General features: G+C 62.4%; 13 protein-coding genes. 6 read left to right on the forward strand and 7 right to left on the reverse strand.

Going from position 1 to position 13,297, the window contains the following annotated elements; translation table 11 throughout:
• Positions 1–266: 266 nt before the first annotated feature.
• The 6 genes from CWI66_RS12750 to CWI66_RS12775 form a co-directional block, all read right to left on the reverse strand.
• Positions 267–1,988 (reverse strand): SulP family inorganic anion transporter, encoded by a 1,722-nt coding sequence (locus tag CWI66_RS12750; protein ID WP_081136647.1) that lies wholly within the window; start codon positions 1,986–1,988, stop codon positions 267–269.
• A gap of 69 nt (positions 1,989–2,057) precedes the next feature.
• The gene (locus CWI66_RS12755; protein WP_081136649.1) at positions 2,058–2,486 is read right to left on the reverse strand and encodes a TIGR01244 family sulfur transferase; all 429 of its coding nucleotides are present in this window, start codon (positions 2,484–2,486) and stop codon (positions 2,058–2,060) included.
• Positions 2,487–2,516: 30 nt separating this feature from the next.
• Entirely contained in the window at positions 2,517–3,425 is a 909-nt protein-coding gene (locus CWI66_RS12760) for an MBL fold metallo-hydrolase (RefSeq protein ID WP_100731893.1), read from the reverse strand.
• Positions 3,426–3,558: 133 nt separating this feature from the next.
• Positions 3,559–3,777: a DUF1653 domain-containing protein gene (locus tag CWI66_RS12765; protein ID WP_100731894.1), complete on the reverse strand. Its 219-nt coding sequence runs from the start codon at positions 3,775–3,777 to the stop codon at positions 3,559–3,561.
• Positions 3,774–4,622 (reverse strand): tRNA cyclic N6-threonylcarbamoyladenosine(37) synthase TcdA, encoded by an 849-nt coding sequence (gene tcdA, locus CWI66_RS12770; protein WP_100731895.1) that lies wholly within the window; start codon positions 4,620–4,622, stop codon positions 3,774–3,776. Before tcdA ends, CWI66_RS12765 begins: the two co-directional genes overlap by 4 nt.
• An 8-nt stretch (positions 4,623–4,630) precedes the next feature.
• Entirely contained in the window at positions 4,631–5,404 is a 774-nt protein-coding gene (locus CWI66_RS12775) for a pseudouridine synthase (protein WP_100731896.1), read from the reverse strand.
• A gap of 167 nt (positions 5,405–5,571) precedes the next feature.
• Between CWI66_RS12775 and CWI66_RS12780 the strand changes: the two genes are divergently transcribed.
• From CWI66_RS12780 to CWI66_RS12805, 6 genes are all read left to right on the forward strand, one after another.
• Positions 5,572–7,107 carry an ABC transporter substrate-binding protein gene (locus tag CWI66_RS12780; RefSeq protein WP_198517581.1) on the forward strand — a complete coding sequence of 512 codons (1,536 nt, stop codon included), beginning with the start codon at positions 5,572–5,574 and terminating at the stop codon, positions 7,105–7,107.
• 20 nt (positions 7,108–7,127) lie between these two features.
• On the forward strand, positions 7,128–8,063 hold the full coding sequence (locus CWI66_RS12785; protein ID WP_016914989.1) for an ABC transporter permease: 936 nt from the start codon (positions 7,128–7,130) through the stop codon (positions 8,061–8,063).
• Positions 8,060–8,902, forward strand: coding sequence for an ABC transporter permease (locus tag CWI66_RS12790; protein WP_081136659.1), 843 nt, complete (start codon positions 8,060–8,062; stop codon positions 8,900–8,902). The genes CWI66_RS12785 and CWI66_RS12790 overlap by 4 nt, the downstream gene beginning before the upstream one ends.
• Complete coding sequence (locus tag CWI66_RS12795; protein WP_100731898.1) at positions 8,899–10,320, forward strand: ABC transporter ATP-binding protein; 1,422 nt, start codon at positions 8,899–8,901, stop codon at positions 10,318–10,320. Before CWI66_RS12790 ends, CWI66_RS12795 begins: the two co-directional genes overlap by 4 nt.
• Positions 10,321–10,404: 84 nt before the next feature.
• Positions 10,405–10,947, forward strand: a complete 543-nt coding sequence (gene sodC / locus CWI66_RS12800; RefSeq protein WP_100731899.1) for a superoxide dismutase family protein — start codon at positions 10,405–10,407, stop codon at positions 10,945–10,947.
• Positions 10,948–11,082: 135 nt separating this feature from the next.
• Entirely contained in the window at positions 11,083–12,555 is a 1,473-nt protein-coding gene (locus CWI66_RS12805; protein ID WP_100731900.1) for a carbon starvation CstA family protein, read from the forward strand.
• Between the two features lie 97 nt (positions 12,556–12,652).
• Here CWI66_RS12805 and bfr read toward each other — a convergent pair whose 3' ends face one another.
• The gene (gene bfr, locus CWI66_RS12810; RefSeq protein WP_016914994.1) at positions 12,653–13,138 is read right to left on the reverse strand and encodes a bacterioferritin; all 486 of its coding nucleotides are present in this window, start codon (positions 13,136–13,138) and stop codon (positions 12,653–12,655) included.
• Positions 13,139–13,297: the final 159 nt, after the last annotated feature.

Below are 13,297 nucleotides of genomic sequence, written 5' to 3' on the forward strand. Positions count from 1 at the left end.
CTAAACATAAGGTTCTACGCAGACTGGCGTGAATCAATTGGCCACCCACAAGCAGGCTGAAGTGGCTACCCAAGCTACCCTGACTCCACTGGTCTCACTCCCGCCACTTTGTTGTTGTGGGAGGGGGCTTCAGCCCGCGATGATGGCAGCACCAGTGGCTGCCCAGGCAATCGCCCAATAAATTGGCCTCCCACAAGCAGGCTGGGGTGGCTACTCTGGCAGTCGCCCAATGCATTGGCCTCCCACAGATTAGCGCAAACACACTTTTATGTCGCAATGACCGGATGCGCCAGCGCCTGCCAAGCGTCATAGGTGGTAAAGAACACCTGACCAGTCAGTTCGTGATAAAACCCCGTATGCTTTAGGCGGTCCATCACCGGCCCTTTCACCTCGGCCAGGTGCAGTGTGGCTCCAGCGTCTTTCAGCCGCCCGTTGATGGCCTCCAGGCTCTCCAGCGCTGACGCATCGATGACATTCACCGCCTGGCAGGTGAGCACAATGTGCTTGAGCGACGGCGAGCGCGCGGCCAGCTCCATGACGGTATCTTCGAGATAGCGGGCGTTGGCAAAATAGAGGCTTTCATCGATGCGCAGCATGGCGACATGCTCGTCGGTTTCGACCTGATGGCGCTTCACGTTACGGAAATGCTCGGTGCCCGGCACCCGACCGACCACCGCGCTATGAGGTTGGCTGGTGCGGTAAAGATGTAACCCCAGCGACAGTACCACTCCGCTGATAATGCCCACTTCCACGCTGTGCAGCAGGGTCAGCAGCAAAGTAGCGACCATCGCCACACCATCGCTTCTGGAGTATTGCCAGGTCCGCTTTACCGCAGGCAAATCGATCAACGTCCCTACGGCCACGATAATCGTGGCGGCCAGCGTGGCGGTGGGTAAAAAGGCCAACAAATCCGTCAGCAGCAGCGTCGCCAACACGATGCCCAACGCGGTAAAAGCCCCCGCCAGCGGCGTGGCTGCTCCGGCTTCAAAATTGACCACCGAGCGCGAAAAACCGCCCGAAACCGGTGAGCCGCCGCTGACGCCAGCACCAAGATTGGCCATGCCGAGCGCGATCAGCTCCTGGTTGGGGTCGATACGCTGACGGCGCTTGGCGGCCAGGGTCTGCGCCACGGATACCGACTCCACGAACCCCACTAAACTGATCAACAGCGCCGCCGGCAACAGCCCGAGCCAAACCGATTGATCCAGGCTCGGCAGCGTAATGGCAGGCAGGCCACTGGGCACAAAGCCCACCACATCGACCCCGCGCTGCTCCAGTTGTAAGCCCCAGGCCAACAGCGTGGTCACGATGACCGCCGAAATAGGCGCCGCCTTGACCATTAGCCCAGCCAAACTGGCCGGCACTCCTAACCCGGTCAGCCAGCCATTCAAGCGCTTGCGGCACACCCATAGATAGGCCCATACGCCCACGCCAATCAGCAGCGTGATCATATTCACCTGCTGCCACTGGCCCAATAGCGCTTGCAGCAGGTCCACCACGTTATGGCCGGTCGCCTCGATACCAAAAATGTGCTTCAACTGGCTGATCGCGATCAAAATCCCCGAGGCGGTCACAAACCCGGAAATCACCGGGTGGCTGAGAAAGTTGACTAAAAAGCCCAGCCGAAGCACGCCCATGGCGATAAGGATCAGCCCTGAGAGGGCCGCCAGCACCAGCGCAGCACCGATATATTCCGGGCTGCCCGGCGCAGCAAAGCTGCTCAGCGCCGAGGCCGTCATCAGTGCTGCCACCGCCACCGGCCCTACCGCCAAACTCGCGCTGGTGCCAAAGATGGCGTACAGCACCAGCGGCAGCATGCTGGCATAAAGCCCCATTTCCGGTGGCAGCCCTGCCAGCATGGCGTAGGCCAGCGCTTGCGGCACCAGCATCAGCGTGACGATCACCGCAGCGAGTAGATCCCGCGTGAGCACGCCCCGATGGTAGGTTCGCAGCCAGCCGATTAACGGTATCCACCGGTCAATGATCATGATGCACTCTCATCACGGCTATGCGTTGAGACGGGTTCTTCACGCCGACAGCACACTCATCTTCGCCTGTTACTGGGCAATCGCATGTAGCGTATGGCGCTGATCTTCCAGATCGATCCCCGCCGCATGAGCCGCCGCAAACAGTACTGCCAAATCGCACTGCTCGTGCTGACGCTTCGCGTGGGCCCACAGATGCGTGGCCCGCTTGCCGGTGCGGCAAAACGCCAAGAGAGGGCGTGGCAGCTGTTGGAGGGCTTCAGCGAAGGCGCGAATGTCAGCCTCACGGTATTCGCCTGGCTTCACGGGAATATGCACCCAGGCAAGACCAAGCTGCCTGGCCTTTTCGCGGAAGCCAGCTTCGTCGGGAAAGTCCTCGCTTTCACCCTCGATGCGATGACACACCACCGCGTGAAAACCACGCGCTTTGACTTTTTCCAACTCATCCACCGCCAGCGCTGAGGTGATCTCGACGCCTGGCTCTAATGGCTTCGTTTGCATGCCTACACCTCCTGTTGAGTTTGGATAACATCAATCCCAGGCCGCACCTTCCAGAGCATCCAGCGGGATTTTTAGATAGCGCTTGCCATTGGCTTCTGGCTCCGGCAAGCGGCCGCCGCGGGTGTTTACCTGCAGCGCGTGCAGAATCAGCTTGGGCATGGGCAGCTCGCTATCCCGCTGGTGGCGCAGTGCGATGTACTCCTCCTCGCTTTTGCCAACCAAGTGTGGGTTGTTGGCTCGCTGCTCATCGACGCTGCTCTGCCACTTTGGCTCACGGCCATCGGGCATGTAGTCGTGGCCGGTAAACAGCCGCGTATCGCCCGGCAGCGCAAGAATCTGCTGAATGGAGTGCCACAGCGATTGGGCACTGCCACCGGGGAAATCGGCACGCGCGGTGCCAAAATCAGGCTGGAACAGGGTGTCATGCACAAAGGCGGTGTCACCAATTACATAGGTAATAGAGGCCAGCGTATGGCCAGGCGAGTGAAGCACGCGGGCGCTGAGTTCACCGATGGTAAACGTATCGCCTTCGACAAATAGCCTGTCCCACTGGCGACCATCGACGGCCATATCGGGCCAGTGATAAATCTCCTTCCACAGCGCCTGCACCTTGGTCACGTATTGGCCAATCGCCGTTGGTGCGCCCGTTTTCTCTTTCAGGTACTGGGCTGCGGAAAAGTGGTCCGCATGGGGGTGCGTATCCAAAATCCACGCCACTGTCAGGCCTTGATCCTCTACATATTTCAGCAACGCATCCGCGCAGAAAGTCGCCGTTGCGCCGGACTTCTCGTCGAAATCCAGCACCGGATCAATAATCGCACACTGCCCGGTGGCGGGGTCGCTGACGATGTATTGAACGCTAAAGGTACGCGGGTCAAAAAAGCCCGCCACATGGGGGGATCCCGCACCGGTGCTTTGCGAAAGAGCAAAGGTCTTCATGCTTATCTCCAGATACTTGGACAAGTCTGCCAGACGCCTGCGCGTCAACTATTGTTATAAATATAGACAATTATGGAATATAAGCAATGGCAACTACAAAACAGCAGACGCTCTAGTGGCGCAATCAGTAGGGCTAGAACGCCTTCTCCAATGCAAAGCGCGGCTGGGTATTCCCTTCTTTCGTCACGCTCTCCATGAACATCGCCAGCGGGCGCACCCAGAGGCCGTAGTCGCCGTAGAGGGCGCGGTAGACCACTAGCGGCTCTTCGCTTTCGCTGTGCTGGGCGGTGCCCATCACTTCGTAAAGGTTGCCTTTGTAGTGGCGGTAAATACCGGGAACGGGAGTGATCATTCGTTTTCCTCTTGAATGGCTTGAGTGGCGGCGGGCTGATTCGCTTTCTTAGCGAGGCGCTCCAGCACTTTGGAGGCGGCCACGAAGCCAAAGGTGCCGGTGAGAAACGTCGCGGCGCCAAAGCCTGAAGCGCAGTCCAGCCGTGTAGCCTCGTTGCTGCCGGGCTTTTGCAGGCACACTTCGCCGTCGGCACTGGGGTAGAGCAACTGCTCGTCGGAGTAGACGCACTCCACCGAGAAACGCCGTTTAGGGTTGCGGGAGAAGCCGTAATCCCGGCGCAATCTTGAGCGCACTTTGGAGAGCAGCGGGTCGTGCTCGGTGCGGGTCAAGTCCGCCACTTGAATGCGCGTGGGATCGGTCTGCCCGCCCGCTGCGCCGGTGACGGTAATCGGAATCTTGCGTCGCTTGCACCAGGCGATTAGCGCCGCTTTGGCAATCACGCTATCAATGGCATCCACCACATGGTCGGCATCCTCAGGAATGCGCTCGGCTAGGTTGGTGGGCGTGACGAAAGCGGTATCCGCGATGATCTCGATCTCGGGAGCAATCAGGCGGCAGCGCTGGGCCAAAACGTCTACTTTGGGCTGGCCAATCGTGCCATCCAGCGCGTGGAGTTGGCGGTTGACGTTGGAGACACACACGTCGTCCAGATCGATCAGCGTAAGCTTGCCGATGCCCGAGCGGGCGAGCGCCTCGACCGCCCAGCTACCCACGCCGCCAACCCCGACCACCACCACATGGGCACGGCGAAATGCCTGCGCCGCACGCTGGCCGTAAAGGCGCCGAATACCGCCAAAGCGGAAGTCATAATCGCTAGAGGAAGTCGTGGATTCATTCAATGACATGGGCAGGCTCACAGTGCTTGCAGGGCAGAAGGCGTGGCAATGGGCGGCGTTCGCACGCTATCCAGCGGTAAATGCCCCTGCCAGCCAAACTGCTCGAACAGGTGCTTCATGGTGTCGTCCACGGCACAGCCAAGCTGAATGCGCTTATCCAGCAGCGGATGATCGAAGGCCAGGTAAGTCGCTGCCAGCAGCAGGCGTGGCGCTGCCAGCTGTTCGGCAAAAAAGCGGTTGTGGACACTCTTGCCGTGCTTGGCGTCGCCGATGATCGGGTAGCCGCGACGGGACAAGTGGCGGCGTATCTGGTGCCGTCGCCCGGTCAGGGGGCGCGCCTCCACCAGCGAGTAACGCGCCACCGGGTAGCGGTCTACCTGCACGGGTAGCTCGACGCTGTCCAGGCGGCGAATGTCGGTCATCGCGGGCATGGCGGGCATTTCCGCCTTGGGTCGGGTGCCGTCCTCCTCCCTGAGCGGGTAGTCCAGCCGCTCCTGCTCAGGTGCCTTGCCGCGCACCACGGCCAGGTAACGCTTCTCCACCTGGCGTTCGCTGAACGCTTCGGCCAGCAGCGCCGCCGCTTCCGACGAGAGCCCCAGCACCATGACCCCGGAGGTGGGCCGGTCCAGCCGATGCACGGGATATACCCGCTTGCCCAGCTGGTCGCGCAGACGCTGGAGCAGAAATTCGGTTTCCCCCCGCGCCAGGGCGGAGCGGTGCACCAGCAGCCCGGAAGGCTTATGCACGGCAACGAGGTGCTCATCCTGATAGAGGATGTTGAGTGGCGGCATGGAATTCCCTACTAACGGCATGAAACGACGACCCGGGTGGCGATATGCCCGGCGGGCTATTGTCGCGGCTACAGAGGTGAATGTCATCCGTTGCACAGACGAGAATGACTTTCATACCTAACCTGATATGTTATAAAATAACTCTTTTATTCCATCAGGAGTTTCTTATGAAGCACGCCTTTGCTGCGGGAGTCACCCTCCTACTGGCTTTACCCGTAACGCCTGCTGCATGGGCGAACGAACAGCGCCTGGATATCGTCGCCCCGTGGGAAATCAAGGGGCCAGACCCGGCCATCTCGGGCTATGTATTTGGCCGCATGCGCGTGGCCGAGACCCTGGTGGACACCGACTCGAACGGGCAGCTTGCCCCAGGACTCGCCAGCGCCTGGGAGGTCTCCGAAGACGGCCTGACATGGCGTTTCACGCTGCGGGAGGGAGCCACCTTTCATGACGGCAGCGCCGTGACCGCCGAGGCAGCGCTCCACAGCCTGGAAGTCGCCCGTGCCAAACCGGGCATACTCGACAGCGCCCCGATTCAGCAGATGCGGGCCGACCAGGGTGCCGTGGTCATCGAGCTGGAAAGCCCCTTCTCGCCCCTGCCGGCCCTGTTGGCACACTCCACCGCGCTGATTCTTGCCGATGCGGCGTTTGCCGATAATGGCGACGTCGTGGCGATGATCGGTAGCGGCCCTTATCAGGTGGAGGCGCTCTCGCCACCGCAGCGCATGACCGTCACGCGGTTCGAGGATTACTGGGGAGAGCCCGCCAACATTGCCAGCGCCAGCTACCTGGCCGTTAGCCGAGGCGAAACCCGCGCCCTGATGGCCGAAAGCGGTGACGCCGATATCGTGTACACCCTGGACCCCGCCAGCCAGGCACGCCTGGCGCGTAACGCACGGCTAGCGCTGCACGCCGAGCCGCTGCCACGCACCATCATGCTGAAACTGAATGCAGGCCATGCGCTGCTGGAAGATGCGCGCGCTCGTCAGGCGCTGAGCATGGCCATCGACCGGCAGGGCATTGCGGCGGGCCTGCTGCGCACCCCGGAAGCCGCGGCCGCCGAACTCTTCCCGGATAGCCTTGGCCTCTGGCACCTGGGGCTTGACCCTGCGGATGCCCAGGATATCGAGGCCGCCAAGGCGCTGCTGGCCGAACTGGGCTGGGAAGCAGGGCGTGATGGCATGCTGGAGCGCGATGGCCAGCCGTTTGCCTTGACCCTGCGCACCTATGCGGATCGCCCCGAGCTTCCGGTCGTGGCCACTGCCCTGCAGGATCAGTGGCGCGATATTGGTGTCGCGCTGGAAGTCGCCGTGGGTAACGCCAGCGAGATCCCTTCCGGCCACCACGACAACAGCCTGGAAGTCGGCCTGGTAGGCCGCAACTACGGTCTGGTGCCCAACCCGCTGGGCTCGCTGATGGACGATATCGGCAGTGACGCCAACTCGATGGGCGGCGACTGGGGCACCATGAACTGGCGTGACGAAGAGGTGGCTCAGTGGCTGGACGCGCTGCGTCAAGCCACCGACGAGCAGACCCTCGATGACCTGGCACCGCTGGTCGCAGAGCGCCTTCACCAGCAGATGCCGCTGATTCCCGTGGCCTGGTATCAGCAAACCGCAGCGGTCAACAGCGCCCTGGAAGGGTTCTCCATCGATCCGCTGGAGCGCAGTTACCGCATCGACCAAATGGGGTGGGCAGAGTGATATCACGCTGGAACCATGGATTGGGCCGACTACTGTGGTCGCGGCTGTTGCAGGCAGGGCTGGTGGCCTGGCTGGTGGGCACGCTGACGTTCATCATTACCCGCACCCTGCCAGGCGATATGGCCTACCGCATTGCCGCCGGTCGCTATGGGCATGACATGGTGGATGGCGCCGCCGCCGAGGCCGTGCGGGCCGAGCTGGCGCTGGACCAGTCGGGCCTGGGCGCCTACCTGGGCTGGCTCTGGGATCTCGTCCAGTTCGATCTGGGCCGCTCGCTGGTGAGCGGGCGGCCCGTGCTGGAAGAGCTTTCCCACCAGTTGGGCCACTCCTTGAGCCTGGCCGTGGTGGCGGTGTTGCTCTCGCTGCTGATTGGCCCCCCGCTGGGGCTGGCGGCCGGGCGCCGCCCCGGCGGCCTGCTGGATCGCACCAGCGAAGTCGCCGCCAGCGTGTTGCGCGCGCTGCCCGCCTTTGCCGTCGGGCTGCTGCTGATCATGCTGTTTGCCGTCACCCTGGGCTGGCTGCCGGTGGCAGGCCACGGTGGGCCGCTGCATACCGTGCTACCGGCCCTGACGCTGGCGCTGGGCCTGGCGGCGGTCTCCAGCCGCGTGGCTCGCAACGCCATGGCCGAGGTTTCCCAGTCGGCCTATTACGCCTTTTCTCACACCAAGGGCCTTGGGCCACGGCGCAGCTTCCTGCGCCACGGTCTGCGCAACGCATCGGTGCCCGTGGTGGCCTATCTGGGCGTCCAGTTCGTCTACCTGATCGAAGGTGTCGTGGTGGTCGAAACCCTGTTCGCCTGGCCCGGCATCGGCCACGCCCTGGTACACGCCATCGTGGCCCGAGACGTGCCGATGATTCAAGGCACGGCGCTGGTCATGGGCCTGCTGTTCGTGCTGCTGAATACGGCGGTGGATATCGCCTGCCACCTACTCGACCCAAGGAGACGCCAAGCATGATGGGCACTACCTCGTCACGGCTACCTGCCTCCCGCCCCCTGCATGGCCATACGACGCTGCTATCGGCGCGCCAATGGTGGGGCGCGGGCCTGCTGGCCCTGCTGCTCGCCTTTGCCTGGCTGGTGCCCTGGCTGGTCGACGCCGACCCCGCCCGCCAGCAGCTCAGCCGCATCCTGCAGGCACCCTCGCTGGCCGAGCCCTTCGGTACCGACCACCTTGGCCGCAGCATGCTGGCGCGTATGGCAGCCGCCATTCGGCTCTCATTGGGCATGGCACTGCTCAGCGTAGCCACCGCCGCCATTCCCGGCGTACTGCTGGGCGTCGTGGCGGGCTGGCGGGGCGGCTGGACCGACCGCCTGCTGGGTAGCGTGTCCGATGCCTGCCTGGCGCTGCCGGGCCTGTTGCTGGTGCTGCTGCTGGCCGCCATCGCCCCCGGCAACTTCTGGACCCTCTACGTGGGGATCTCGCTGGTGCTGTGGATCGAGTATTTCCGGGTAGTACGAGCGCGCACCCAAGCGCTGGTCACCTCACCACAGATCGAAGCCAGCCGACTGCTGGGCTTTGGCCCGGTGATGCTGTTTCGTCGCCACTTATGGCCTGAGCTGGCGCCCCAGGTGTTCACGCTGGCCGCCTTCGGTGCCGCCAGCGCGATTCTCGCCATGGCCGCGCTGGGCTTTGTCAGCGTCGACCTGCGGCCGCCCACGGCGGAACTGGGCTTGATGATGATCGAGCTGTTGCCCTACTACCACGAAGCCCCCTGGGCCATGGCACAGCCGATTCTCGTGCTGTTCGTGGTGGTCTTGAGCTTGAACCTGCTGGCAGGGAAGGACCCACGATGACCTCCATGACGCTCACCACTCAACTGCTGGATGTCAGTGATCTGGAGATCACTGGCGACGGCGTCACCATCGCCCCGATCAGCTTTCGTCTGGCCGCTGGCCAGCGTCTGACCCTGCTGGGGGAAGCCGGTTCGGGCAAGAGCCTGATTGCCCAGGCCATCATGGGCACGCTACCGCCGGGTCTGGCGGCGCAAGGTTCGCTGGAAATTGCCGGTGTGACTTATCCTGCCAACGCCCCGCAAAGCCGGCAGGCGCTGTGGGGCCGCACTCTGGCGCTGCTGCCCCAGGAGCCCTGGAACGCGCTGGACCCCACCATGCGCGCCCTGCCACAAGTGGCAGAAACCCATCGTTTCGTCGCTGGCAAGACAGCAGCAGACGCCCAAGCCGCCGCCAAGGCCGAGTTGAGCCGCCTGGGTCTTGCCCATGCGCTGCATAAACTGCCGGGGGAGCTCTCCGGCGGCATGGCCCAGCGGGTGGCCTTCGCGGCCGCCAGCGCTGCGGGGGCTGCCATGGTGATTGCCGATGAGCCCACCAAAGGGCTGGATGCCCCGCGCCGGGATGACGTGGTCGAATTACTGGCCAGCACCCCCGAGCGTGGCGGCACCCTGCTGACCATCACACACGATATCGAAGTCGCCCGGCGACTGGGGGGCGAAGTGATCATTCTGCGCAAGGGACAGGTGGTTGAACGCGGTCCTGCCGAAGTGCTGCTGAACCACCCGAATACCGAGTATGCCCAACGCCTGCTGGCCGCCGAACCCAGCCGCTGGCCCGATCCCCCCGCGTTTCGTGGCCACGCCGAGGCCCCCGTGGTCAGCGCCCAGGGGCTTGCCATGACGCGCGGCGGTCGAGCGCTCTTCTCCCAGCTGGAGGTCAGCCTGCGCCCCGGCGAAATCGTCGGCGTGGTGGGCTCCTCCGGCTGCGGCAAGAGCACGCTGGGCGATATTCTGCTGGGCGTCACGCGGCCCAACCAGGGGCGCGTCGACTACCATCAAAGTATTCCCGTACTGGGCCGCCAGAAGCTCTACCAGGACCCTCCGGCCGCCTTTTCGCCCCACTGGACACTGGCGCAGCTGCTGGCCGACCTGCAGCGGCGTCACCGCTTCGACCCGGCACGGGTAGCACCGCTGCTGCAGCGCCTGGGGCTCGACGACCACCTGCTGGCCCGTCGGCCGGGGGAGATTTCCGGCGGTGAACTGCAGCGCTTCGCGATGCTGCGCGTGCTGCTGCTCGAGCCACGCTTCCTGTTCGCCGACGAACCCACGTCCAGGCTCGACCCCGTCACTCAGCAGCACACCCTCAGCCTGCTCATCGAGCTGGCCCGGGAACAGGGCTGTGCGGTGATGCTGGTCAGCCATGACCCGGCCTTGATCGAGAAAGTGTGTGATCGTCAGATGGCCCTGACGTTGGCGGGTTAGCCCTTCGCCAACTACCTTGATAAGGTACCCCTTGGCACGCCACGCTGTGCCAGGGCTTCCATGGACAAGGAAAGGAGCCATCACATGCGCTATTCATTACCGCTGACCGGTATCGCTGCGGCCCTGCTGTTGGCAGGCGCGGCACAGGCCAATGAAGCATTGGACGTCGAGATACACAAGGTGAGCGCTGAAGGTACCGAAGAGTCGATTGGTACCATCGCCATCGAGCATACCGATCACGGCGTGCTCTTCACGCCCTCCTTGAGTGACCTGGAGCCAGGCGTGTACGGCTTTCACATGCATGAAAATGCCAGCTGCGACCCGGCTGAAAACGAAGATGGTGAGATGACCGCAGCGCAAGCGGCTGGTGGCCACTACGACCCCGAAGAGACCGACACCCACCAGGGCCCCTATGGCGATGGCCACTTGGGTGATTTGCCGGTGCTGACCGTCAATGAGGACGGGGAAGCCAACCTGCCGGTGCTGGCACCGCGCCTGAGCATGGAAGACGTGCTGGGCCGCAGCCTGATCATTCATGAAGGCGGCGACACCTACGATGACGAACCTCACTTGGGCGGCGGCGGTGCTCGCATGGCGTGTGGCGTGATCAGTTCGTCACTCCACTAAAATCGTCAGCCACTAAAGTCGTAAACCACTAAAGTTGTAAGGCATGACCTGACAGGTCTCTGTACATTCCTTCCGGCTAAATAAGCGTGGCCCGTCAATGGCCACGCACTCCCCCTGACCTGTTGAGTGCTTTAGATGATTACCTTCATTCTCTCGATACTACTGCTGATCGTGGGTTACTTTACCTACGGCAAGTTCGTCGAGCGCGTGTTTGTCGCTGATCGTAAGCGCCAGACCCCCGCTTTCAGCATGCGCGATAACATCGACTACGTGCCGATGAATACGACGCGCAACTCCTTGATTCAGTTGCTTAACATTGCGGGTGTAGGCCCCATTTTCGGCCCGATCCTGGGGGCGCTGTACGGCCCGGTGGCGTTCGTCTGGATCGTCATTGGCTGTATTTTCGCCGGTGCCGTTCACGACTACCTGACCGGCATGATCTCGATTCGTAACCACGGCGCGCACTTGCCCCAACTGGCAGGCAAGTTCCTGGGTAAAGCCATGAAGCACGTGGTCAACGGTTTTGCCATTTTGCTGCTGTTGCTGGTGGGTACGGTGTTCGTGACGTCGCCAGCCGCCCTGCTGGCCAACATGACCTCTTTCTCGGTCACGCTGATCATCCTGGTCATCTTTGCCTATTACCTGGTGGCCACGCTGCTGCCCATCGACAAGGTGATTGGCCGTATCTACCCCTACTTTGGAGCGCTGCTGCTGTTCAGCGCCGCCGGTATCGGCATCGGCCTGGTGGTCACTGGGGCGCCCATTCCCGAACTCTCTTTCCAGAACATGCACCCGGACAATGCGCCCATTTTCCCGCTGCTGTTTCTGACCATTTCCTGTGGTGCGCTTTCCGGCTTTCATGCCACCCAGACACCGATCATCTCACGGACCACTGAAAACGAAACCAATGGCCGCAAGATCTTCTACGGCATGATGATTGCCGAAGGCGTGATTGCCATGATCTGGGCCGCCGCCGCCATGAGCCTGTTCTACGGCGACCAGACCCTGTCCGACGTGCTGGCGTCCGGTGGCCCGGCCGCCGTGGTCAGCGAAGTCTCTACCACCATGCTGGGCGCCGTCGGTGGCACGCTGGCGGTACTGGGTGTCATCGTGCTGCCCATCACGTCCGGCGACACCGCTTTCCGCAGTGCGCGCATGATCATTGCCGACTATCTGAAAGTGGGCCAGAAACCGATCGCCAAGCGCATCATGATCGCGCTGCCGCTGTTCGTGGCCTCTTATGCGCTCACCCACATGGACTTCACGCTGCTGTGGCGCTACTTCTCCTGGGCCAACCAGACCACCGCCGTCATCGCCCTGTGGACTGCGACGATGTACCTGGTACTCTCACGCAAGCCCTACCTGATCACCTCCATCCCGGCGGTCTTCATGACCATGGCAACGTTCACCTACCTCGCCTACGCCCCCATTGGCTTCAACCTGCCGCTGCAGGTCAGCTACGTGGTTGCCGCGTGCGGTACGCTGGTGTGCATCGCGCTGTTCATGAAGCGGGTACGTCGCCTGAGCCGGACGACCTTCAGCGTCGATGAACCCGTTCTCGAGGCCCCTGCAAACCCAACTGGCCAACTGGCGCCTCAGGGCCAGTGACCCGCCATCCATTCCGAAACCCATAAAAAACGGGCAGCCCCTTGGGGCTGCCCGTTTTGGTTGGCGGGGCGATGCAGTGCATGCCCGGCTTGACGCGTTACTCTTCGTCGGTCGCCAACGCCATGTGCTTTTGCAGGTAGTTCTGAATACCGACCTGCTCGATCAGCTTCAGCTGCGTTTCGATGTGGTCGATGTGACCCTCTTCATCGGCCAGCAGGTCGCGCAGCAGGTCGCGGGTCACGTAATCCTTGACGCTTTCGCAGTAGGTGATGGCTTCGATGTAGTCGTTGCGGCCGTCGTGCTCGATCTTGAGATCGGCTTCCAGCATTTCCTTGACGTTCTCGCCGATGTGCAGCTTGCCGAGGTCTTGCAGGTTGGGGATGCCTTCCAGGAACAGGATGCGCTCGATCAGCTTGTCAGCGTGCTGCATCTCTTCGATGGACTCGTCGTACTCCCACTTGGCCAGGGTTTTCAACCCCCAATCCTTGTACATCTTGGCGTGCAGGAAGTACTGGTTGATGGCGACCAGTTCGTTGCCGAGTGCGATGTTGAGATGCTGAATGACCTTCGGATCACCTTTCATGCCGTCACCTTCTTTTAGAGTATAGTGCTGTTGATTACAGCTGCGTCAAACAAGGAGTATAGGCCTTGACGCCCTCCCCGCCCTAAAGGACGGGGATTCCAACTTCTTGAGGGCAACGTCCTGCCCCGAGGCTGAGGATATTCCGGGCCGCATTCACGT

The organism is Halomonas sp. 141 (assembly GCF_002810305.1).
In the GTDB taxonomy this organism is placed as follows: Bacteria; Pseudomonadota; Gammaproteobacteria; order Pseudomonadales; family Halomonadaceae; genus Vreelandella; species Vreelandella stevensii.

Bases quoted from the DNA above. Each gene is read 5' to 3' on its own strand.
- sodC (WP_100731899.1), top strand. From the start codon at position 10,405: ATGCGCTATTCATTACCGCTGACCGGTATCGCTGCGGCCCTGCTGTTG.
- bfr (WP_016914994.1), bottom strand. From the start codon at position 13,138: ATGAAAGGTGATCCGAAGGTCATTCAGCATCTCAACATCGCACTCGGC.
- CWI66_RS12780 (WP_198517581.1), top strand. From the start codon at position 5,572: ATGAAGCACGCCTTTGCTGCGGGAGTCACCCTCCTACTGGCTTTACCC.
- CWI66_RS12750 (WP_081136647.1), bottom strand. From the start codon at position 1,988: ATGATCATTGACCGGTGGATACCGTTAATCGGCTGGCTGCGAACCTAC.
- CWI66_RS12760 (WP_100731893.1), bottom strand. From the start codon at position 3,425: ATGAAGACCTTTGCTCTTTCGCAAAGCACCGGTGCGGGATCCCCCCAT.
- CWI66_RS12795 (WP_100731898.1), top strand. From the start codon at position 8,899: ATGACCTCCATGACGCTCACCACTCAACTGCTGGATGTCAGTGATCTG.
- tcdA (WP_100731895.1), bottom strand. From the start codon at position 4,622: ATGTCATTGAATGAATCCACGACTTCCTCTAGCGATTATGACTTCCGC.
- CWI66_RS12805 (WP_100731900.1), top strand. From the start codon at position 11,083: ATGATTACCTTCATTCTCTCGATACTACTGCTGATCGTGGGTTACTTT.
- CWI66_RS12765 (WP_100731894.1), bottom strand. From the start codon at position 3,777: ATGATCACTCCCGTTCCCGGTATTTACCGCCACTACAAAGGCAACCTT.
- CWI66_RS12790 (WP_081136659.1), top strand. From the start codon at position 8,060: ATGATGGGCACTACCTCGTCACGGCTACCTGCCTCCCGCCCCCTGCAT.
- CWI66_RS12755 (WP_081136649.1), bottom strand. From the start codon at position 2,486: ATGCAAACGAAGCCATTAGAGCCAGGCGTCGAGATCACCTCAGCGCTG.
- CWI66_RS12775 (WP_100731896.1), bottom strand. From the start codon at position 5,404: ATGCCGCCACTCAACATCCTCTATCAGGATGAGCACCTCGTTGCCGTG.